This is a genomic window from Gilvimarinus gilvus, assembly GCF_030518155.1.
GTDB lineage: Bacteria > Pseudomonadota > Gammaproteobacteria > Pseudomonadales > Cellvibrionaceae > Gilvimarinus > Gilvimarinus gilvus.
On sequence record NZ_JAULRU010000797.1, the window covers coordinates 278,839 to 301,034 of the forward strand.

The 22,196-nt window shown below is 49.7% G+C and carries 18 protein-coding genes and 1 pseudogene; 6 read left to right on the forward strand and 13 right to left on the reverse strand.

Going from position 1 to position 22,196, the window contains the following annotated elements:
* Nucleotides 1–19: 19 nt before the first annotated feature.
* The 8 genes and pseudogenes from QWI17_RS21445 to QWI17_RS21480 form a co-directional block, all read right to left on the reverse strand.
* Entirely contained in the window at nt 20–385 is a 366-nt protein-coding gene (locus QWI17_RS21445) for a response regulator (RefSeq protein WP_302724568.1), read from the reverse strand.
* An 8-nt stretch (nt 386–393) separates the two neighbouring features.
* Nucleotides 394–2,064, reverse strand: a complete 1,671-nt coding sequence (locus QWI17_RS21450) for an ATP-binding SpoIIE family protein phosphatase (protein ID WP_302724569.1) — start codon at nt 2,062–2,064, stop codon at nt 394–396.
* 4 nt (nt 2,065–2,068) lie between these two features.
* On the reverse strand, nt 2,069–2,347 hold the full coding sequence (locus tag QWI17_RS21455; RefSeq protein WP_302724570.1) for an STAS domain-containing protein: 279 nt from the start codon (nt 2,345–2,347) through the stop codon (nt 2,069–2,071).
* Between the two features lie 19 nt (nt 2,348–2,366).
* Nucleotides 2,367–2,972: pseudogene (locus QWI17_RS21460) on the reverse strand (methyl-accepting chemotaxis protein); the annotation flags it as partial.
* Nucleotides 2,973–3,023: 51 nt separating this feature from the next.
* Nucleotides 3,024–3,551: a hypothetical protein gene (locus QWI17_RS21465; protein ID WP_302724572.1), complete on the reverse strand. Its 528-nt coding sequence runs from the start codon at nt 3,549–3,551 to the stop codon at nt 3,024–3,026.
* 225 nt (nt 3,552–3,776) lie between these two features.
* Nucleotides 3,777–4,568: a 3'(2'),5'-bisphosphate nucleotidase CysQ gene (gene cysQ / locus QWI17_RS21470; RefSeq protein ID WP_302724573.1), complete on the reverse strand. Its 792-nt coding sequence runs from the start codon at nt 4,566–4,568 to the stop codon at nt 3,777–3,779.
* 16 nt (nt 4,569–4,584) lie between these two features.
* Complete coding sequence (cysC, locus tag QWI17_RS21475) at nt 4,585–5,208, reverse strand: adenylyl-sulfate kinase (RefSeq protein ID WP_302724574.1); 624 nt, start codon at nt 5,206–5,208, stop codon at nt 4,585–4,587.
* Nucleotides 5,209–5,242: 34 nt separating this feature from the next.
* Nucleotides 5,243–6,601 carry an MATE family efflux transporter gene (locus QWI17_RS21480; protein WP_302724575.1) on the reverse strand — a complete coding sequence of 453 codons (1,359 nt, stop codon included), beginning with the start codon at nt 6,599–6,601 and terminating at the stop codon, nt 5,243–5,245.
* Here QWI17_RS21480 and QWI17_RS21485 point away from each other — a divergent pair.
* From QWI17_RS21485 to QWI17_RS21510, 6 genes are all read left to right on the forward strand, one after another.
* A complete protein-coding gene (locus QWI17_RS21485; protein ID WP_302724576.1) occupies nt 6,600–6,722 on the forward strand; it encodes a hypothetical protein in 123 nt (40 codons plus the stop codon). The two genes, QWI17_RS21480 and QWI17_RS21485, sit on opposite strands and share 2 nt — an antisense overlap.
* Nucleotides 6,723–6,803: 81 nt before the next feature.
* Entirely contained in the window at nt 6,804–8,351 is a 1,548-nt protein-coding gene (locus QWI17_RS21490) for a 2-isopropylmalate synthase (RefSeq protein ID WP_302724577.1), read from the forward strand.
* Nucleotides 8,352–8,357: 6 nt separating this feature from the next.
* Nucleotides 8,358–9,122, forward strand: coding sequence for a hypothetical protein (locus QWI17_RS21495; RefSeq protein WP_302724578.1), 765 nt, complete (start codon nt 8,358–8,360; stop codon nt 9,120–9,122).
* A complete protein-coding gene (gene rimI / locus QWI17_RS21500) occupies nt 9,109–9,612 on the forward strand; it encodes a ribosomal protein S18-alanine N-acetyltransferase (protein ID WP_302724579.1) in 504 nt (167 codons plus the stop codon). The genes QWI17_RS21495 and rimI overlap by 14 nt, the downstream gene beginning before the upstream one ends.
* A gap of 119 nt (nt 9,613–9,731) precedes the next feature.
* A complete protein-coding gene (locus QWI17_RS21505; RefSeq protein ID WP_302724580.1) occupies nt 9,732–10,964 on the forward strand; it encodes an ATP-binding protein in 1,233 nt (410 codons plus the stop codon).
* Nucleotides 10,961–11,494 carry a response regulator transcription factor gene (locus QWI17_RS21510; protein ID WP_302724581.1) on the forward strand — a complete coding sequence of 178 codons (534 nt, stop codon included), beginning with the start codon at nt 10,961–10,963 and terminating at the stop codon, nt 11,492–11,494. The genes QWI17_RS21505 and QWI17_RS21510 overlap by 4 nt, the downstream gene beginning before the upstream one ends.
* Before the next feature lie 7 nt (nt 11,495–11,501).
* On the opposite strand, the gene QWI17_RS21515 is transcribed toward QWI17_RS21510, so the two are convergent.
* From QWI17_RS21515 to QWI17_RS21535, 5 genes are all read right to left on the reverse strand, one after another.
* The gene (locus QWI17_RS21515; protein ID WP_302724582.1) at nt 11,502–12,911 is read right to left on the reverse strand and encodes an alpha,alpha-trehalose-phosphate synthase (UDP-forming); all 1,410 of its coding nucleotides are present in this window, start codon (nt 12,909–12,911) and stop codon (nt 11,502–11,504) included.
* On the reverse strand, nt 12,908–14,704 hold the full coding sequence (locus QWI17_RS21520) for a glycoside hydrolase family 15 protein (protein WP_302724583.1): 1,797 nt from the start codon (nt 14,702–14,704) through the stop codon (nt 12,908–12,910). The genes QWI17_RS21515 and QWI17_RS21520 overlap by 4 nt, the downstream gene beginning before the upstream one ends.
* Entirely contained in the window at nt 14,667–15,437 is a 771-nt protein-coding gene (gene otsB, locus QWI17_RS21525) for a trehalose-phosphatase (RefSeq protein ID WP_302724584.1), read from the reverse strand. Before otsB ends, QWI17_RS21520 begins: the two co-directional genes overlap by 38 nt.
* Nucleotides 15,438–15,566: 129 nt before the next feature.
* Nucleotides 15,567–21,032, reverse strand: coding sequence for an alpha-2-macroglobulin family protein (locus tag QWI17_RS21530; RefSeq protein WP_302724585.1), 5,466 nt, complete (start codon nt 21,030–21,032; stop codon nt 15,567–15,569).
* Nucleotides 21,033–21,601: 569 nt separating this feature from the next.
* On the reverse strand, nt 21,602–21,883 hold the full coding sequence (locus QWI17_RS21535; RefSeq protein ID WP_302724586.1) for a YkgJ family cysteine cluster protein: 282 nt from the start codon (nt 21,881–21,883) through the stop codon (nt 21,602–21,604).
* Nucleotides 21,884–22,196 lie beyond the last annotated feature (313 nt).

Sequence of the window (22,196 nt, forward strand, 5' to 3'; positions counted from 1 at the left end):
TTGCGGCTCCGTGCCTAACCTACCCCATAACCTTGGCGGCAACGTCCAACAGGCTTTTGGGGTCGAAGGGCTTAACCATCCAGCCAGTGGCTCCGGCAGCTTTCCCTTGGGCCTTCATGGCATCACCAGCTTCAGTGGTTAATACCAAAATCGGGGTGCGAGCGTATTGAGGCAGCTTACGCAGAGATTTAATCAAGGTTATGCCATCCATACGCGGCATATTCTGGTCTGTTAATACGCAGTTATACGATGCTTTCTGACAGAGGTTAAAGGCCTCCTCCCCGTCTTTAGCGGCTGTCACCGTGTAGCCAGCTTCCTTGAGCGTAAATTCAACCATCTGGCGAATCGACGCAGAATCATCAACTATCAATACGTGCTTGCTCATTCCCACTCCTAGTTATGAACCAGTTTTATTATTGCTTTGGCGATGTTCCCAGGCGCCGCCACCTCGAATTCATCACACAGAGATTCAATTAGTGCCAAGCCTCGACCTGAAAGCTCACCTTGCATTTTTTTATCCCCTACAAAGGTATAGCCTGCTCCGCTGTCTTTTACCAGAATAGTTAGCTGCTTTTGATCTAACTCAAGCTCAACACAAATATAGTCGGTATTCGCCAAATCACCAAAACGTAGCTCCCGCTCGCGCAAGTACACTTCAAAGTTTTCAGCGTCTTCCTTCAGACGTGAATCCAATCCCAAAAGACCGTGATCTAAACTGTTGTTGACCAGCTCCGTTAGAATCGTGAACGCGACCTGCTGTTTGTCTGCAGGTAGTAATGCGCTGTTCCATGCTTGGGAAGCAAGAGAGACTAGTGAGTTGTCCGCCAACTGCGCACCAGTTTGGGTCATCGACCAATTTAGGCACTTAACCGACACTACCGGAGCTAAACCTTCAACAGACTTTACGCTCGAGTGGTCCAGGCTGAACAAGCTGATATCGTCTTCAGGCTCGCCGGATAGTGGTCCCATCAAATTCAACAGTGCGCTAAAGCGGGCACCTTTTGCATTTTCTCCGAGAGTTCGACGAACCTGTGCCTCGGGTTTCTCGCCATTGGAGTACAAAATGTCCGTTACCCCATCACTCATAATAATCAGCTCACCGGCCTCTATGCCGCCAAGAGATTGTCCCGCCGAGGTAAAGTCCCCCCGCTCCACTACCCCTAAAGGTAAATTAGTCGAGGGGAACGCCGTAATTTCAGACCCGTCATCTGGAATCCAATAAGCGTCTGGCATCCCGCCATTCCAAACCCGCAAGCGTCCCCGTTGAATATCCAGCTCGATAGCAACAGCTGCTACAAACCGGTTATCAGGGGTTTCCAACAGTAGTTTCTCATTAATTTCACTTACGATAAGTGGCAGCGAAATCCCTTTGCTGGCCATAGTCGCAAACGCCGGAATGACGGGTATCATCGTCAGGGCAGCGGCCAATCCGTGACCGGTTGCATCGGCGACTAAAGCCAATACATTACCTGAGGGCGATGTCACCGAGAGGATCATATCGCCGGAAAAAACTGAGTGTGGAATAATGTTCGCCGTTATGTTCGGCAGAGGCTCATGGTAGCGACTCATTAAATGCTCATAGACAAAACGCGCCATTTCCTGGTCTTGACGAATATTCTCGAGAAGCGTTGACACCTGATTGTGACGACTTTCCAGTTGCTCCTGTAACTGCTGCTCGCGAAGCAAGGTATCAACCTTAAGCTTCAATAATTCTAAGTGCAGAGGCTTTACAATATAGTCGGCAATACCCAGTGAAAAACACTCTTCCAGCAAGCCCGAATCATCGCCGCCCCCAATCATCAAAACTGGGGGTTCACATGCAACTGACTTCTCATTCATCAGTCGCAACAAGTCAGTGCCGAAGCCATCACTCAGATACTGATCTAGTAATATTAAGTCGAAGTGTGTGTTAGCCAGCAAAGCTTTTTGGGCCAATTGGTAGGAGCTGGCAGTTTCAATGCGATATCCCTCATCGGCCAATACAGTTTCGATCAGCGTCAATAACAGTTCATCATCGTCAACCACCAAAATCTTCTGCTCTGCATGGCAATCCTGAACACTCATGCGTCTAGTCTATAGCGACGAGTTTATCTATATTCGCAAGTCTAAGCAGATCATCTGCCGTGCCATGCGCATTAATGATTTTCACCTTTTTTCCAGCGTTGTGGCATTTTTTATGCAGCATAATAACCATACCCAGCGCTGAACTGTCGAGATAAGTCACCTCACTAAAGTCTAGTACAATAGTGCCATCTCCCTTTTCAAGCGATTTATTAGAACGCTCGGAGAACGTACTGTGAAAACCAAAATCAAACCTTGCGGGTAATTTAATAGGTGTATTTTCCATTTCATTCTCCTAATCCCAACTAGAACAACTCTACTTCGCCACTTTCCATTGAGGTAGCCGAGACGGGACTATGTCGATATTCCCTCAAAGAATCTTCAACCTGATCAAGACTGTTGATGACACGAGTAAATGCTTCTACAGGCTGATCTGTAAAGGAGGTGGCGACTTGCAATCCTTTAAGTAGAGGAGCCAACAAACGCAATCTTTGCTGCTGATACTCCAGAGATTGTCCGGCAATATCGCCAAACTGAAGCCCGCGCACGGCAACGTGTGACGCCTGTACCAGCTCATTGGAGATGCTTTCGATTTGAGCGGTTGTGTGCTTGTCAGATTCTGCTTTATTAACTAAATGTGTAATGGCGTTCTCTACCTCTGACTTAGACTGCAATATATGCGTCATATCAGCCGCGGCAACACTGCCAATTTTCTGATGCAACTGTTTTACGGAATCATCAATGGCGGTTAGCTGAGCCTGGATATCGGTACTAAATCCACTGGAGCGGTTGGATAAAGCCCGTACCTCATCGGCCACAACGGCAAATCCCCGGCCTGCATCCCCGGCTCGAGCGGCTTCAATAGCGGCATTGAGCGCCAATAAATTTGTTTGATCGGCAATGGCATCGATCTCTCCCAAAGCCTTCAGAACATTGGGCATCATTTTGTCAATACAACTGACTTATTCTACCAGTTCCATAGTTTCGGTACTGATGTTGACCGTCGTATTGGCGACTTTATCGAGAGTTTTGGAGGTGTTCAGAGCAAACTGCTCCATACTGATACCCTCAGCCCCCTCCTCAAACGCCAGAATATGGGTAATATTATCTTGCTGACTTTTTAGCAAGTCTTGAATATCTGCAAAAGAGCGTTCCAGCGTAGTAACAGCATCTTGCTGAACTTGGTTTATTTCTGCGAGCCGGCTCTGCAGCAGAGCTTCTTCTTCCGCGATTACTGCGCCAATGCGCTGCAGTAAACCCAACGCTTGTTGTCCCAACGCAGCAACCTCCTGCTCATGCAGCGCTCTGGAGCTCACACCCGCGTCCCGGGCAAGCCTTGCACAGTAAGTGTGAAATACACTGGTGGCCACCACAGATGCCAGTACAGCGATTGCCGTATGCACCCACAGTGCAGCAGTGATGCCAAGCATTAGGATGATAATCAAGCAGGCCAGAAAGGCCGGTTTGTATGGTTTTAAAAGTAGACCCATTCCCGAAAGCCACTATCGACGTCGAATACAACAAGATTAGTTCATGGCGCGAGGAATGCAAAAATGACATTGAGGAACAAAGCGGCAGGACAGCTCAGGGGTAAAAAGAATATGGTTAAAGTGCAAAGTGAAGTCAGCAAACGAGGAAGCATCGCTCTACACTGGCGCCCAAATCACACAAGCCGATTTGAGCGCCCCCGCAGAGAACAAAGACCAGAGCGAGCTTTAAGGCGAAGGGCTCGCCTTGTAGTTCAGCGGAGCGGCCAGGAAAAAGGGGTTTAGGATATTCTCTTCTTGGTTGTATGCAAGAGGTTTTCCGCTATCCATTACAACCAATTTGCCGCCAGCGCCATTCAAAACTGCATGCGCCGCTGCCGTATCCCACTCACTGGTCAACCCCAGACGGGGATAAAGGTGTGCCTCGCCTGTGGCAACCAAACATATCTTGAGTGAACTGCCCATGCTGGTGATAGCCGGATTATCAAACTGACGGACAAACTCTAAAAATTCGTCGCTTTGATGCGAACGACTGCCGACGATACACCAACCCGTGTTCTCAACGGGAAGGTCTGCTACCTCTATTACCTTATCGTCAATGTCTCGTTTAAAGCTTTTGCCAATCGCCGTGCCGCCGTGATACGTGACCCCAAGCGCAGGCGCAACCACGACCCCCCAAACAGGCACACCATCGATTATGTGAGCAATATTAACGGTAAATTCACCATTCTTTTTAATGAACTCTTTAGTGCCATCCAATGGGTCTACTAACCAATACTCAGACCAGTCCTTGCGTGTCCCCCAGTCGATGTCCGCACTTTCCTCAGACAACACTGGTAATTTCACACTTAACGACCGCAACCCATTTTCAATGATGGCATGAGCCGCCAAGTCGGCCTCGGTTAACGGGCTGTTGTCTGCTTTGTGTTCAATACCAAAGTCGCGCTGGTAGACGCCCATAATTTCGTCACCCGCGGCGCTCGCAATGGCAATAACTTGCTCGTACAAGGCTTGCTGCAAAATATGTCTCCGTTAATTATTGGGCCAGTGCGCTCAAAACCTGTCTGACGCCCTCGCTCACACTTAATTTACTGGTGTCTATCACAATTTCTGGATTTTCGGGTTTCTCATAGGGGTCACTTATTCCAGTAAACTGCTTAATCACACCCGCACGAGCTTTTTTATAAAGCCCTTTTGGATCTCGGTCCTCGCAAATGGCTAAAGGGGTGTCTAAATACGCCTCCATAAACTGGCCATGTTTAAACATGGAACGCACCATCTGACGATCGCGTTTATAAGGGGAAATAAAGGCGCAGATAACCACCAGACCGGCGTCCACCATTAACTTGGCAACCTCGCCGACGCGCCGGATATTCTCCGCGCGGTCATTCTCGGTCATACCTAAGTCTTTGTTTAATCCGTGCCGGACATTGTCGCCATCGAGCAAAAAAGATTTAATGCCATTTGCGTGAAGGGTGGCATCCAATGCGTTGGCAATTGTCGACTTGCCCGAACCGGAAAGACCCGTCAGCCAAATGCAACGCGGCACCTGCTGCAGGAGGTCTGCTCTGTCCCCAGCACTTACGGTGCATTTGTGCCATACCGCATTAGAGGGAAGGTTAATGTCCTTTAACTCGTATGGCGTATCTGATTTACTCATAGTCGTCTCTTTATATTGCTCACGATATTGTGCCTTAGGTTACCTTAGCCACGCCAGAAGCTTGATCAATTCGGACCCGAAGCCAATTGTAAGCCCAAATTCCTACCATTGCATTGGTCGTCGCCGTTGCGATGAACAGCCCGCTAAGCCCCCAGAAATATCTCAGTAGCAGTGCCAATGGTAAAAACACAAGTATCACCCGGCAAGCCGAGAGCAGCATAGCGGGCCAGGGTAGCCCAAGTCCGTTAAAGGCCGCGTTAACCGACATCACCAAACCATAAAGGCCGTAGCTGACAGGGACAATCGACAAGTAAAGTACAGCCACTTCCAGTACTTGGCGATGCTCACTAAACAACCCAACAATGTACCCCCCAAAAACCCACATCAAACCGGTCAATAAAGCACCAAAGCCGACACAAAAAATAGTTATCGCCCGCAATGCTTCCTTCATTCGATGGTGCTGTCCAGCCCCATCGTTCTGGCCAAAGAAGGGCCCAACGACGCCACTTAACGCATAAAACGCAATAAGCGCCAACGGCTCTATGCGAACGGCGACGCCCAGGCCCGCGACCGCATCGGTACCGAAGCTTGCAACCATTATCACGACGACACCACTGGCGAGAGGGATAATAATGTTCGAGGCCATTGCCGGTAGCCCCACATGGACAATGGTGCGCCAGGAGGCATCTATTACGCTCAGCGGAGCTATCAGAGAACCCAGTAAACCGACTCGAACCTTCAAAATGTACAGCGCCACTAGCAGCGTGCACGCTCGGGTAATCAAGGTTGCCCACGCAGCTCCGGCAATGCCAAGCTCAGGAAAACCGAAGAGCCCAAATATCAGTAGGGGATCAAGTACGGCATTAACGAAGGCAGCCACACTCATCAACACGCCCTGTATTTGGCTCATTCCCATAGCCCTAAGTGAGGCCAAAGCGACCATCGGCACCAGCAGGCAGGGCGCGCTAAAGTACCAAATGCTCATATACTGCTGAATGAGTGGGATAAGTTCCCGGGGGGCACCCAACAGGGTAAAGAGGGGATCTATCGTAAACCATCCAAGCACACACACCGAAACCGATATAAGTAGCGTTAAGCTGACCGCATCGGTAGCCAGCCTCTGTGCACTCGAAGCATTGCCCGCGCCCAGTAATCGAGCCACTGCGGATGAAGTACCAGCGCCGAGCCCGATTCCAATACTGGTTAACACCATAACCACGGGAAAGGTAAAACTCATGGCCGCCAATTGACTATTACCAAGCTGCGCCACAAAGAAGGTGTCCACCACATTAAAGGACATAGTCGCCATCAAGCCCCACACCATGGGCAGTGCAAGGGTGCGCAGCTGGGTGGGAACATGCCCCTCGGTCATGGTGGCCTGAAGTGGCGGCATGAATCGCAACCTGGTCAGTGGTGAATGGAGCCAAACGGCCGGCGGCAAAGTATACCAGACGACCCGTTTTACTGCCCGCTTACCGACATATGCTGCCAACGGTGTTTTTGCCCGCAACTAAACCCTATAATAGGCGGTACCAGTATTGACTAAACATTAGCGCGGCCCAGGGCCGCACGATCGACCTTGAGTATTTGCGACCATGAGCAACAAAGATAAGCTGTTTATATTTGACACCACACTTCGCGATGGCGAACAGAGCCCCGGCGCTTCAATGACTCGCGAGGAGAAAATCCGCATTGCCAAGATGCTGGAAAAAATGCGCGTAGATGTAATTGAGGCGGGGTTCGCCATCGCCAGCAAAGGCGACTTTGAATCCATTCAGGCAATCGCCAAAGTGGTGAAAGACAGCACGATTTGCTCTCTGGCTCGCGCTGTTCCAGGTGATATTGAACGCGCAGCCGAAGCCATTCGGCCGGCCAACCGCGGTCGCATTCACACGTTTATCGCCACCAGTCCAATCCACATGCAGTATAAACTGAAGATGGAGCCACCCAAAGTGCTGGAACAGGCGGTTGCGGCCGTGAAACAAGCTCGCAATTATACCGATGACGTGGAGTTTTCACTGGAAGATGCCAGCCGCTCCGAATTTGATTTTATGTGCAAAATTATTGCAGCGGTCATCGATGCCGGCGCCGGCACCATAAACCTACCCGACACGGTAGGCTATAGTGAACCGGGCGAATACGGTGCCATGTTTGGCCGCTTGATTGAAGCGATACCTAACGCTGACAAAGCCATATTCTCAACACATTGCCACAACGACCTGGGACTGGCAGTCGCCAACTCACTATCAGCCGTAATGCACGGTGCCCGCCAGGTAGAGTGCACAATTAACGGGCTGGGTGAGCGCGCCGGTAACGCCGCTCTAGAAGAAGTTGTAATGGCCGTGCGCACGCGTCAGGACATGATGCCAGTCGAAACAGACATTGACGCCAGCCATATTGTCCCAACCTCACGCCTAGTGTCCACGATCACAGGCTTCCCGGTTCAGCCCAATAAAGCAATTGTAGGTGCAAATGCCTTCGCTCACGAGTCTGGCATCCACCAGGACGGCGTACTTAAACACCGCGAAACATACGAAATTATGCGAGCCGAAGATGTGGGCTGGAATACCAACAAACTGGTATTGGGTAAGCACTCGGGCCGAGCCGCGGTAAAAGCTCGCTTTGAGGCCTTAGGTATTACCTTCGGCACGCCCGAGGAGTTGACCGTCGCCTTCGAGCGCTTTAAAGATTTGGCCGACAAGAAGCACGAAATCTTCGACGAGGATTTACAAGCACTGGTTAGCGGGGTTGTCGCCCAAGAGGCTCCTGATATTTACGTACTCGGCGAGATGGAGGTTAATACCAAAACCGGCAACCAGCCCGAGGCACACGTATCACTTACCATTCACGGCGAAAATCACCGATGTTCGGCCAAAGGCAGCGGCCCGGTGGACGCGGCCTATAAGGCCATCGAGAGTGTTGTAAAAAGCGGCGCTACCCTAAAGCTCTATTCAGTCAATGCTATTACTCAGGGAACTGACTCTCAGGGCGACGTCACCGTGCGCCTGGCCAAAGGCGGCAATATTGTCAATGGCGTTGGAGCGGATACCGATATAGTGGTTGCTTCAGCCAAAGCGTACTTGCACGCGCTGAACTTGCTGGCTGCACCCGAGCGCTCACACCCGCAACGCGAAGGCATCTAAAACGCGATGAATGAGCTCGCCCGGCAAAAATATCTAAACGCTTTAGGTATTGATGGCTACATGCCTCGTGTGGTTTTGCCTCATGCCCCCGCGCCAATACCGTGTGCAATGCCGGAGTACGTTGAGCCTGCCCCGGCAGACACGCTGGTGCAACCTACTGCACCTAGCTCCGCACCTCAAGCACGAACAACGCCCACTGCAAGCGCAGAGCCAGTTGGCAAAGTACTCGCTGATATGGGCGTAAGCAGTGACCGCAAGCCGTTGCAAACGCCGCTGCGCCAAGCTGCCAGCGGCGTTAAAACACTGCACTTACACCTATGGCGCCCCAATGCCAACTTACTGGTGCTCGATGAACACGAGCCTGGCAGCGCACTACCCAAAGAGGCACTATTAACCAATATTCTCCGGGTCATGCAGCGTATTAACCGACCGATTGAGGCCGCGGAGCGAATTCGCTGTCCGATCAATGACGATTTGGCCAAATTGTATTCGCAAAGCGACCTGGAAGAAGAGCTCAAAGCTTGGCTAAACGAGGAGCTGATAAAAACCACCGACAGCGAGCTATGGATATTTGGTCTGCGTCCGGCCAAATACTTATCCACTGAGGCGAGCACACCCAAGGCCGCCTTCACTCACTTCCAGGTAGCCTGCTACGGGGAAACGACTCAAGAGCGCGATGCTCTGGCACTTCCCAGCCTCACTGAGCTGCTGCACAATCCAGAGCTCAAACGTCAACTTTGGCGAGCCTTGCAAGCCCGTGTCTCCCAGTAAACTTAACGCCACATTACTCAGCACCCAGCTATCACTCAATGGCCTGACCCTACATCTGCGGCCACTGGACGAGAGTGACCTCGATACAGTCCATGACATTGAACGAGCCGCGCACTCTCACCCTTGGAGCCGTCGTCTTTTTGCAGATTGTTTAGGCTCGCGCCAGTGCTGCCAACTTATATGCTGTGATCAGACAATTGTTGGCTATTTCGTTATAAGTGCTGCAGCCGGCGACGCGGAATTGCTTAATATTACGACGACACCCAAATGGCAGCGTCGCGGCATCGCTCAACACGTACTGACTTATTTGCTTGCAACACTTCCCAAGTTTGCGGACACCTTGTATCTGGAAGTGAGGGAGTCTAACTTGGCGGCTATTTGTCTTTACCAAAACATGGGATTTGCGGAAGTCGGCATTCGGCCCAATTACTATCCGAGCCATAAAGGTCGAGAAAACGCCGTGATAATGGCCTATGCATCCTTGCAATGAACAGTGCATGTAATTCACTTGAAATATTGCGGTACTGCGACATTTCGTCGCACGGAATTTTGGGTATTTTTTGTTAACCTGAAGCATCGTGCCAAAACCTAACATCAGCGGTGGATGCTGTGCATTTGCGACACTTGGTCATCATTCGTTTCTTCCTAATACTAACGCTGCTATTGGCAAGTGGCATTGTCAGCCGTTTCTCGCCCATACCCATGTGGCCTGTGGCCACCGTCACATTATCATTGCTCGCTATCAATCTGGCGTCGCTCTACCGAATTTCGGCCACCCAGCCCAATCAACACTTTGAATTAGCACTGCATCTTTTGATCGACATTGTTGCAGTCGCCGCACTTGCCTATTACACCGGCGGTGTCAGCAACCCATTTTTATCGTACATTTTAGTACCTGTTTGCATTGCGGCTTCAGTGCTGCCCAGCCTATACGCATGGGCGCTCAGCGCTCTTGCGATCGCTTTGTATGGCGCTTTACTGTTTTGGTTTCACCCGCTAGATATTTTCGTACCACACAACAGCCACCAACATCATTCAATGGGTATGAATGTTCATATGATTGGGATGTGGTTTAATTTTTCCTTAAGTGCCCTGCTCATTAGCTTTTTTATTGTTCGCATGACCGCCACAGTGCGCCAACATCAAAGCGAATTAAACTCTCTACGCGAAGAGGACCTTCGCAATGAGCAGTTAATAGGGGTTGCCACCCAAGCGGCGGGCACAGCACACGAGCTTGGCACTCCGCTATCTACTATAAAAGTGCTGCTAAACGAGATGGCCTCCGATCAGGAGCCCTCTTCAAATATAGGAAAAGATATTGCGGTTCTGCAAGAACAAATTACGCAATGTGGAAATATTTTACAACGGTTGCGACAACGCGCGGACATTGAACTATTGACTAACCCCGAAGCCATGCCCGCGTCAGAGTACTGCCGACAGTTGCTTGATCATTGGCAGTTACTAAGGCCAGAGGCTACAACCATCAGCCACCTGAGTGATGCACTTAAGGGTTGCGCTGTCACAATGCATCCGACGATCGAACAAGCGATTATAAATGTACTCAACAATGCAGCAGATGCGAGCACGCAAAGCATCAATGTCCACGTCGACACAGATGGCACACAATTAATTTGGCGAATAGTCGATGACGGTGTAGGACTGACGCATGATGCAAAACGGCTTATTGGTAAGCAGCCTGTCTCGACTAAACCCGACGGCCTGGGTATAGGTCTGTTTTTAACTCATGCCAGCATTCAACGCTATGGCGGCACAGTGACATTGGAGACCTCCGAAAACGGCGGTACTCTTACCACAATCAACTTACCCTTGGGTGACTCATGAGCGATAGAGAAACTATCTTAATAGTTGATGATGACGTCACTTTTGGCGATATTCTGCAGCGTGCCTTGCAGCGCCGAGGCATTCAGGTGGACGTCGCTCGCGACAGCCAACAAGCATTTACACTGATTGGTAAACGCAACTACCAAAAAGCCATTATTGATTTAAAAATTGGCAAAGAGTCTGGGCTTGACATCACAGAGGAGCTATTGCGTCGAAAACCACACTTACACGTCGTTATTTTAACGGGATACTCAAGCATTGCGACCGCCGTCCAAGCGGTAAAAAAAGGGGCCGCCAATTACTTGTGCAAACCGGCCGATGCGGACGAAATTCTGGCTGCGTTTACTGAGACAAAAAAATCACCAGCCGCAATTCCAGAACAGCCGCCGTCGATCGACCGCTTGGCATGGGAGCATATTCAAAGTGTACTAGCTGCACACGATGGCAATATTTCTGCAACAGCAAGGGCGCTGGGCATGCACCGGCGCACATTACAGCGAAAACTAAGTAAGCGCCCTGTTAAACACTAAGCCAATATCAGTACTTAAGGGCCGTCGAGTCTATGGTTTGCGGTTTTGTCAGGTGAAGCAAATCACCCAAAAAGCTCTGTTGCCAGGCGTGAATATCCTGCTTCTTTAACACGCTCATCATACTCTTCCAGCGATCAACCCGCTCATCCAGCGGCATTTGAAGCGCCTTGGCAAGCGCACCCGCCATACCATCAACATCATAAGGATTAACAATAACCGCGGCATCCAGTTCGTCAGCGGCCCCCGCCAACTCAGACAGCACTAATACGCCCGGATCTTCGGGTTTTTGAGCAACAACATACTCCTTGGCAACCAAATTCATTCCATCTTTCAATGGCGTCACTAAACCAACGTGTGCCAAACGATACATAGCCAAAATCGTTTTTCGGCGGAAGCCCCGGTTCAAGTACCGCAGTGGCATCCAGTCAAAATCAGCGTAGGTGCCAATAATATGGCCCGCTTCACGATCAATTCGCTTAGCGAGGTCACCATAGGCCTGAACATCTCCACGAGAGGTCGGTGAAATTTGCAAGTAAACCACCTGGCGCAGAAATTCATTGTTATGACCTAACAACCGGTCATAAGCCTGAAAACGTCGCACTAATCCTTTGGAATAATCTAGCCGATCCACACCAATAAGTAATTTTCTGTCACCAAGACTTTCGTAAAGACGCTGGTACTCTTGCGTTGTCTCTCCGCGATCGGCCACCCCCGGCAGCGCCTGTGTCTCCACGCTGATTGGGTAGACACGCGCAGTACAGTGACGATCACCATAGCGCAAGCGATCATGTTTTAGAATTTCGCCACCCAGTCCCTGACATACCCCCATGCAAAAGCCCAGATGGTCTGCCTCGGTTTGAAAACCGACTAAATCGTAATGCAGCAAGGCTTCGAGTACATTTTTATAACCTGGTACTGTGCGCAGTAGATCGAGTGAGGGGAATGGCGTATGAAGAAAAAACCCGATTGGGTTTCTCACCCCAGCCTCGCGCAGTATTTTGCCGAGAGGGATAAGGTGGTAATCGTGTATCCAAATCGTATCCGTCGGAGCAATGATTTTGAGTAACTCTTCGGCAAACTTTTTGTTGACTTGAATGTAACCACTTAAATCCCTGTCGCTGTACTGCATTAGCTCTGGGCGCTGGTGAAACAGTGGCCACAACACACTGTTAGCGTAACCCTTATAGTACTGGTTATACTCTGATTGACGCATGTTGACGGTCACGTACTCAATATTACCGCGCACTTCATGCTTAGCGGTTTCATCGCGATTATCTACCTTGCCGCTCCAGCCAAACCAAACACCACCTGCTTTTTCCATGGCGGCCATTACACCTACCGCCAGTCCACCTTCTGAACCTTTATTGGCGCCATCGGTTTTTGCTACACGATTGGATACAACTATCAAACGACTCACAGTTCATGCTCCCATTTCTTACTCAGAATTCGAGCGCTATTGATGATACCAACCATCGAATAGGTTTGCGGGAAATTGCCCCAAAGCTCGCCTGTTTCAGGGTTCAAGTCTTCCGACATCAAACCAAGGTGGTTGCGCTGCGACAGCAGGTCTTCGAATAATTCACGCGCCTCCTGCTCGCGGCCAGCTGCGGCCAAAGCATCGATATACCAAAACGAGCATATGGTAAATGCGTTTTCGGGCATACCAAAATCGTCTTCAACCACGTAGCGAAAAAGGTACCTACTGCCCTCAGGCATCAGCTTATTTTCAATCTCTTTGATCGTGCCCAGAAAACGTGGGTCTTTACCATCGATATAGCCTAATTCACACGCAAGCAATAAACTGGCGTCCATTGTGTCGCCACCCCAGGTAGCGGTGTAGGCGTTGAGCTCTAGATTAAATCCATTATCCTCAATGGCGTTACGAATTTTTTCACTGGCACTTCGCCAATAGTTCTCGCGCTCACTCAGCTCGAGCTTGCGCGCTATTTTGGCTAAGCGGTCAGTCGCGGCCCAACACATCATGCTACTGAAGGTATGTACGTGCTTAGATCCACGCAGTTCCCACAGCCCCGCATCTGGCTTATCGTAAAATGCAAAGGCCTTATCGCCGATACTTTCAAGTAACTCGAACAGCTGAATACTGCCAGGACGGCGAATACGCTCATCGAAGAACATTTGCGTGGCTGACAATACAATCGCGCCATAAACATCGTGTTGAATTTGTTCGGCTGCTTGGTTCCCAATTCGAACCGGCCCCATACCGCGATAGCCGGGCAGCGCGCTGGCAATGCGCTCCGGCATGCTTTTCGAGCCATTAATACAAAATACCGGCTGAAGATGGTTTTCATCCATCCCGGCGACAATATTTACAAGATATTGTAAATATTGCTCCATCGTTCGCGTTGTCCCTAACCGATTTAGAGCGTGCACGGTAAAGTAGCTGTCCCGCAACCAACAGAAACGATAGTCCCAGTTGCGCTCGGTATCCTTTGCCTCTGGCAGCGAGGTAGTCATTGCGGCGATGATTGCGCCGGTATCTTCGTAGGCGCTTAGCTTTAATGTAATGGCCGCCCGTATAACGGCGTCCTGCCACTCAAACGGTATGGCAAGATAACGGGACCATTCGAGCCAATAGGACTCCGTCTCGGCATAAAAGCGCTCGCTGATCTCCTTAATAGGCTCTTTGATGGACTTATCATCACCGAAAATCATGTAATGATCACCGTCGAGAACAAACCAGGTTTCATCCATAATGGCGGTAACAGAAAGGCCCGTGGTCAGACGAAGCGCCAAGTCATTACCCACAAACCGAATATGATTACTGCCCTGTATTCTGGTATAGGGGTGTTGACCATCATTGAAGGCGGGCCTGAGTCTAATACGTATTTTGGGAGACCCTATAGGTTCGAGCTTGCGGTTTAGCATCATCGGGCGAAACATACGCCCATATTGATTAAAACGAGGGACAAAATCGGTAACCACGACACCATTCCCATGGCTGTCGTACAGCTTGGTGACTAATATTGCGGTGTTCTTTTCGTAACGTTGCTCACTGTGACTAAAGCCTTCTAAATCTATCGCAAACGTACCCTGAATAGATTCTTCATCATCCGTTTTTAAAAGCGAGCAGAATACAGGGTCGCCATCAAATCTCGGTAAACATGTCCATACTACTTCTGCAAATTTATCGACCAGTGCGCCAATGACGCAGTTACCGATTAACCCCAACTCCAGACTTCGCTCTTTCATTTACATCCTCCAACCTTTTGAGCTGCAACTGTAAAAAAGCAAGAACCTCGCCAGTATCGCATAACCGTACTCCAGCGCACGATTCGCCAGGCCCCACCTTGATGGAAACGCCTCCATTCTGGTTCACCCAGGCAAAACCATCCTCATCCGTTGTATCGTCGCCAATGTAAACCGGCTGACGGCCAATAAATGGTGACGTGCTCATAAAGTGTGCAATAGCTACCCCCTTATCAACACCTACTGGTTGTATTTCCCGAACACAATTGCCTTTAATGACACGCATATCGGTGCGCTCGCCAAGCGACAATTGATCATCAATATAGCTGTCCAGAGCCTCGCGCAAATGCTCCTTTCCGCGATAATGCAAGGCAATCGCATGCCCCTTATCTTCAACGATCAGGCCGCGATCTTCTGCGTATTCAAGCAACTTAGCCTTAATTTTGACAAATTCGGCACTCTCGAGGTCACGGTGCATTACCGGCCCGTCGCCGTAGCGCCACTCGGCACCGTGACTGCCGGCCATGGTGAGGGGTAAATTGATTAGCCCGCTCAGCGAATCTAACGCACGCCCTGACACTAAGGCCAAAGCACCATTAAGTTGCACAGCCAAAGCTCCAAGCACTTGCCTTAACTCTTCCGGGACATAAACCCCTTCGGGTGTCTGCGCAAAGTCGACCAGAGTGCCATCGAAATCTAAAAACAGGCCGATATTTTCTGTGCAAGTAATTTGCATATACGTTTGCCCAATTCACGAAAAGACAACAAAACTATATCAAGGGTTGGGCAACTATGAAAATTTTCGAACCTCAGTAGCCTATTAGTTTCGCCTTGTTGAGGTTTCCTCAGCTCTCAACAAGGCGCCTTAATAAACTAAGACCATTGTGGATTCACTCTGCCCAAAAATTTCGGGGTTATACATTTCCTCTGCCTTGACGGCGGGAGCGGTATATTGACCGGGTGTTACCGCTCGCGCCTGATACGTATATAAATACCCACCGGTAGATAACCTTTGTACGTAGGCTTGCGCTCCGGTATCCCGCAGCTCGCTATGATCATACCAATTGGGCTGATAGGTCTGTAACTCTAACGCTCTTGGAACATCTTCCACGTTAGCGAGGCTATGGTTAATCGGCTCAAGTCCTGCCGGCAGGCTGTCAACCAACGCTACATCATGGCGGCTCTCATTTGTATCCATTACCAATGTGATACGTACTTTGGCTCCCGCCCGAATTCTCCAGCTGCCATCTTGCATTCGCTGAACGTCCTGAGGGTTATCTACAGCCTCATAGTGTCGCGCTACCGAAAACCCGTTATCGGCTGCGGCTTGTTTGGATTTTTCTGGGATATAGGTTGCCGCCAAACGATAGAAAATACGCCCTTCCCCCGGTGATGCGAGGCTAACATTTGCTTTCTTTCGGTTTATTCCCCAGTCGCTCAGGCTAATACCTTCGCTGGCAAACTGTTCTTTTTTATTGTCAAACTGGCTCTGTGCGACTTCATCCCCATTTGCACTAATGGTAAGCGTTGTATTTACCTCACCAGTTTCAAACTGCTGGTAGTATTGCTTAAGCGCCAGCAACGCGAATACATTCGCTTGGGTATTTTTCCAAGCCCCTTGAGCCTTGTTAGCTACGAGCCCACGAACTATTTTGTCTATTAGTGCTGAGTCGGGGCTATCTTTAAGCAAGGCAAGTAACACGATTGCATTAGCTCTCGCTGAGCTGGCCATACTGGAGTGGCGCCAACTGCCGTACTCCTCGGCGAATTTAGCCTCAGCGTCTGTTTCTATCAATCGCGCGTCCAGCAAATCGTACAGTTTCTCCTTTAACGCATCGTGCTCTTCAGCGCCTGAATAGGCGTGTATAAGCCATCCCATTGTGCTTACGGGTAAAGCATTCCAGTCTGACTCTGCTTTTACGTTCTGTAAAAACGCTGTATTGAGACCCGACATTGAACGATTATAGGCCGCCTGAAGGTTAACACCGTAGGCTAAAGCCTGCATTACCACCGGCCAGGCCTCGCCCTCCAAGTCTTCGACAAACGTGCCATCTAAATAAGAAAACCCTCGCTCTATCGCCCCGGCTGGCACCTCATAGCCTGCTTGTTGTGCCAATATAAGCGCCTGTAAAACGTGAACTGAGAGAAAGGCCAGTGACGATTCGCCTTTGCGCCACAAAGGCCAGCCACCGTCTACGTTTTGGCGCCCCACAAGTTGACCAATCTGATCAGTCAAGGTTTCGTTTAGCTCTTGCGCATCTGGCAACTCGGCATTCTGAAAAATATCAGCTGCTTGCTGCATGGCTAATACCGACACCAATCTGGAAGATAACTGTTCGGAGCAGCTATGGGGGTAATTCACCAAATACACATACGCATCTTGCAGGCTTTGCAGCTGTGATGTCGACGCGCTTAGCTCAAGCACACCGCTACCAGCCTGTATAGCTTCAGGACTCAACAGCTTAAAGTGCGCCGTTTCTCCCTCTATGGCGCCGTAGTGAGAAATGGCAAGCTGCCGCATTGGTGAATAGACCGGGACCTCGACAGCGACCTCATCTCTATACTTGTTGGAGGTGGCGACGACCCTAAGTGACGCTTTACCCTCTGACTTAGCCTTAACAGGAAACTCGACCTGAGTGCGATTATGGGCTGGCACAGTAATGCGTTGCTTATTCCGTTGTTTAATCGTTAAATTTTCCCCCTCGACTTCAACGTCAACCACCATTGCTGTATCGGTACTGTTTTGCAATACCACGGGCACACTGGCCTGATCACCCACATTGATAAATCGCGGCAAGGAAGGCCGCGCCATAAGGGGTAAATACGCCTCGACCGTGGACTCACCGGCACCAAAATAGCTGGCCTCAGCCTGGACGACGGCGATGAGCCTGTAGCGGGTTAAACTTTCAGGCAATGTGAAGTTGGCCCCTACTTGACCTTGGGAATCAGTTTTAAGGTTGGCCTGAAAGGTCGCCAGTGCCGAAAAGTCTTTACGAACAGAGCCGGCCATGGGATCGTTTCGACTGCCTGCCGATGCCATAAACCCACCCGAACCTGGATTCCTTCCGAGGTCTGAATATAGAAACGTCAGTATGTCTCGAGTATCCGAACTCCTAATCCACGATTGACGATATTGATAGAACGCTTTATGCGGGTCAGGGGTTTGATAGGACGATGAAGCAAGTACCGATTCGTCAACCGCATAAAAAGTCACTCCGGCGCTGTCTACGGGCTTTCCCTGTGCATCAGTGACACTAATGGCCGCATTAACCTCTTCGCCCGGAGCGTAACGAGGTTTGCCGGGCTCGATGTTTACCGCCAGCCGACGACTTTCGGCACTTACAGGTATATTTTGATTGCCAGTAGCTTTTAATGTTGTAAAACCGCGCTTAAGTTTTTTAGCCTGCGCAATATCCACAAGGGCGGTAACGTGAACACCAAAGTTCGGAATATGCGCATCGGTAATAGGCACACGTAACTGATAATAGCCATTCCTTATCAGTATTCTTTGAGCGTCAAACACGCCTTCTTGGTTAAAGGTAACCAGCGCCTCTCCGTGTTGAAATGGGGCGCCGATATAAATATTGGCAGTATCACCAAGCTTATACTCAAGTTGATCCGGCACCAGCTCTATTCTGTTTGAATAATAGTAATCCTCTTTTGGTTTGTAATGCTGCAGGCCAAGCTTTTCGCCCATCACCTCCACATCGCTTTCAATCTCATAGCGCTTACCGTCGTTATCTCTGACCTTGGCGGTAAACCGGTATGGCCCTCGTTTAGCATTGTTAACGGTGCATTGCTGCAAGCGCTCCTCTGCAAGCCATTGGCACTGTGGCGTCAAGCTTACTCGCTCGCTCAGTTCATAATCGTAATACTCCGCCGTCAGCTCAGCTTTTGTATCTGTCGAACCATCTTGGTTTAAGACGACTACATCAATGACGATTTCATCACCCACCTGAACAGCTTTTTTATGGGGGCGAAGCCCTACGCGAAGGGCAGGTCCATCCACTAGGTACTCCGCAGAGCCAGACCAGCGCTGGTTATTCTTATCTTCCACACTGGCAACGGCGCGAACCTTGCGGACCTCTGAATATTCAGAAAGTTTAATTGCCTTCCCCCAAGAGGAGAAAACTGGAGTACGACTTACGCCAGCTTTATCTGTCATGCCTTCAGTCTCACCCAGTTTTGTGCGGAAATCACCTCTGTAGCGCCCTGAAAAACTAAATTGCTCCGCCTCGTCATAATCAAGAGCGGCTCCGATAGCATAAAAGGTCCAATCTACCGCAGCTTCTGCCAGTGGCCCTCCTGAGTAATAATTCGCTTTAGCCTCGACTGCAAGACTGACTTCTTCGGCACTTTGCGACTCCGGAAACTTCACCTCTACTTCAAATTCAGGCCGCCTATACTCCAGAATATTGAACCAATGTGCATGATAGGAAATAGACTCATCAGTCTCTGGCTGGACAAGCTGTAGCCCTATAGCGCCGCGACCCTGCGCGATCTGTTTCGGTAAATCGACACGAAAATCGAAACTTCCTTGATCATCCAGGGTTATGTCGCCACTTGCGAATTCGTTATCTTTTGCGTCTTTAGCCTGCCACTTGATGGAAGTATTTTTGCTAGGCTGTTTAAGTCCTTCGCCCGGCACAGTCTGCCTCAAGGTTCCCTTTACAGTAAGCACTTCGCCGGGTTTGTAAATTTTACGGTCATCAAAAACGTGCCAAATCAGCCGATTTCCCCCACTATCCCATTCGTGTTGTGAAGAATTGAAACGCTGTAGCAGAAATACACTATCACCATCTTTTGTCGCCACTAAGGGGCCAGCGAGGTCAGCTCCCTCAACAAGCGCCACACCATTTTCATCGGTAACAGACTGCTTGCCATCCAACTGAACCGAGACTCCTTCAAGTGGCAAACCTTTATCCAGTGACGACACCCAAGCGGTTACCTTTCCATATTCGGGAAAGGCCTTTACTGCCAAGTTGGTCGATTGAACCCAAATCATGCGATTGGTTTTATAACGGCCGTCTCTAGGCTCATCTGCATGCTCGGGAATTGACAGCATGACTAGGACATGACCAAGACCCTGCATATCTAACGCGGGGGTTAAATCTATTGATCCCCGATAAGTTGCATTTATCGCTGTTTGAGTCTCTAGTTCATACTTTTTAACTAGAGCGCCTGGAACTCCATGACCAAATTTTCTTTCAGTAAAGCGAGTGGCATGATCCTGCCCCATGCCATCAAAAAGTACTTTTAAATTTTGGTACTGAACAAATTCAGACGGGTCTACTGTTCGCAGCTCCACCAGTACAGAGTCTGCATTTAGTGAATCAAAGGGAATTTCGCGTGGCTCGCCTGGCCCAAGAATGATAGGACCGGCATACATCCAATCCAAATAGAAAGGGCGCCCAATATCGGAGAGGTATTGATCTCTCTTTTTGTCAGTACGGAGAATGTTAAGCCAACTCTCTTCCTTAATTACCTCAAGTGAAAAGTCATATTCATCTATTGAGAGTTCCAAATTTTGGCCATATACGTCCTTAATCTTAGGCAGAACGCGAAGACTGTAACTTGAACCTTTATCTAATCCTCCTAAGCATAGCCTGTCATAACTAAGATCGAAACGTAGCTTCTCCACCGGGGGAGATAACTGTATAAGCGATGAAAAATCCTGATTTTTGATAAGGTGATTATTAAATTCTAAACATGCTTCGCTCCCCCTGCGCCGCTCAACACCTACAACCGCTAATGCGCTCTGAGTGCTGAATGTATAATCGTCCATATCTTCAGCTGGCAACGTTCCTTCTTTAGCGGGTATTCCCTCTTTGATTAGCCATGTCATCTTTGTGCTAGCAGGCAGACGATGCTTAGCCACCACCTCCACGGCTTGAGCCTCGGGGTACCACCGTTTATTATTTCGAAGACCTGGGCCATCAGCTATTAGCCTCAACTCCGTTTCATACTCCTTATTTCCGTCAGTAAGCACGATAAATGGTGCAATTTCGGCAAGGTCGACTGGTTGATTAAAAACAATTTCGACAACATGACGCTGAGCCTTTTGATCCCAGCGGCTGCTGCTCCAGCCAAGCCACCCTAAAGTCTCTGTTGAAAAATCCCACGCATGACTGTAAGTAAGTGCGCTATTGCCCTCTTTAATTTTTCCCTCTAAAGCTATTTGGTACTTTGTGGAGTAGCTAAAACGCCCTTGATCGGGCTGAAAAGTGAGTGTTCGAGGATCTCTCCAGCGCCAGACGCCCTCAACCTGGGGCGAGATAGTAATAGGAGGATTACTAGAAACAGCTTTACCAACTTCAGATAATGGCACCATGGGGTTAGCGAACACCAGCCCCAAATGGGTCGCGTTCCGAAGCTCACCCTCAGGAAAATGTCTGACGATTTCCGATGCTGCGGCCCCCTGGCTGGGGACAGCTCCGTGTGGGGTTAGCTTAATTACGTCGTTTTCACTAACGCTAACATCAGTTTGGGTACAGGCTGTAACCCAAACCGAGAGTAATAATATAAAGAGTATTTTAAAGCCAGCGCCCACACTCGCCTCCCTGTGCTCGTTATTAGTCTTTTGTACCAAATTCCTGTTGTTTATAACGCAAACTTAACTGGAGTGTTGAAAATTAGCAACCGCAAGAGCGCAATCGACACCTAGTATTAGCCGACACAAGACAACCCAAAGCACAGAGTTCGCCATATGGCCGGTTGCGTTTGGCATTGCTGATTCAGGGTATACAGAAGCGTGACGCCCTGCACGGTCCGGCTAGCCTTTAAACAGTAGCCTGTAAAAGGGGGCGGTGCCAACCGGCATGCTGATGACCTACAGTGGGTTAGGAGCTGTGCTCGTAATTGCAAATGGGAAGAAAGACGCGAAGGCCTGATAAGCTAAATCTAATCACGCTCCGCTAAGCACTCATACCCGCCCATTTCAAACTCACGGCATATTAACGGGCGCTTATCATAAATAGTGCAGAGCATCGTTTGTCTGTCCAAAGCAGCACACCAGCCGTCATCCAATCGCGCCATCGTCATGCCGCCCCATTGATCCACATGAACAAACCTCTCAGGCACGCCGGTATCGGTTATAAGCATTACCTCCAACCGGCAGCAATTCGCGCGACAGGTCGCGCAAGTAACTTCTTGTTCTGGTAGCTGTACCGTTTCGATATTCAATGTTAAGTATTCACCGTATCGTTAATTGGCATGAACGCAGAACGCTGAACGCTGAACGCTGAACGCTGAACGCTGAACGCTGAACGCTGAACGCTGAACGCTGAACGCTGAACGCTGAACAATAGTATAGCTCTTTGGTGTTTTTAAGACGCTCGTCTTTTCCACTTCTATTGGTATTTTTTAGGGTTTATAGACGAAGGCTTGCATAGTGGCACGCTTTCACATGGGGGCTTCACGGAGCGCTTTGACTGCGATAGCAGTCTGCTTCGTCAAGCGCGGCCAGCTGTGCTGGTCGCTGGGTGACGAGCGTTTG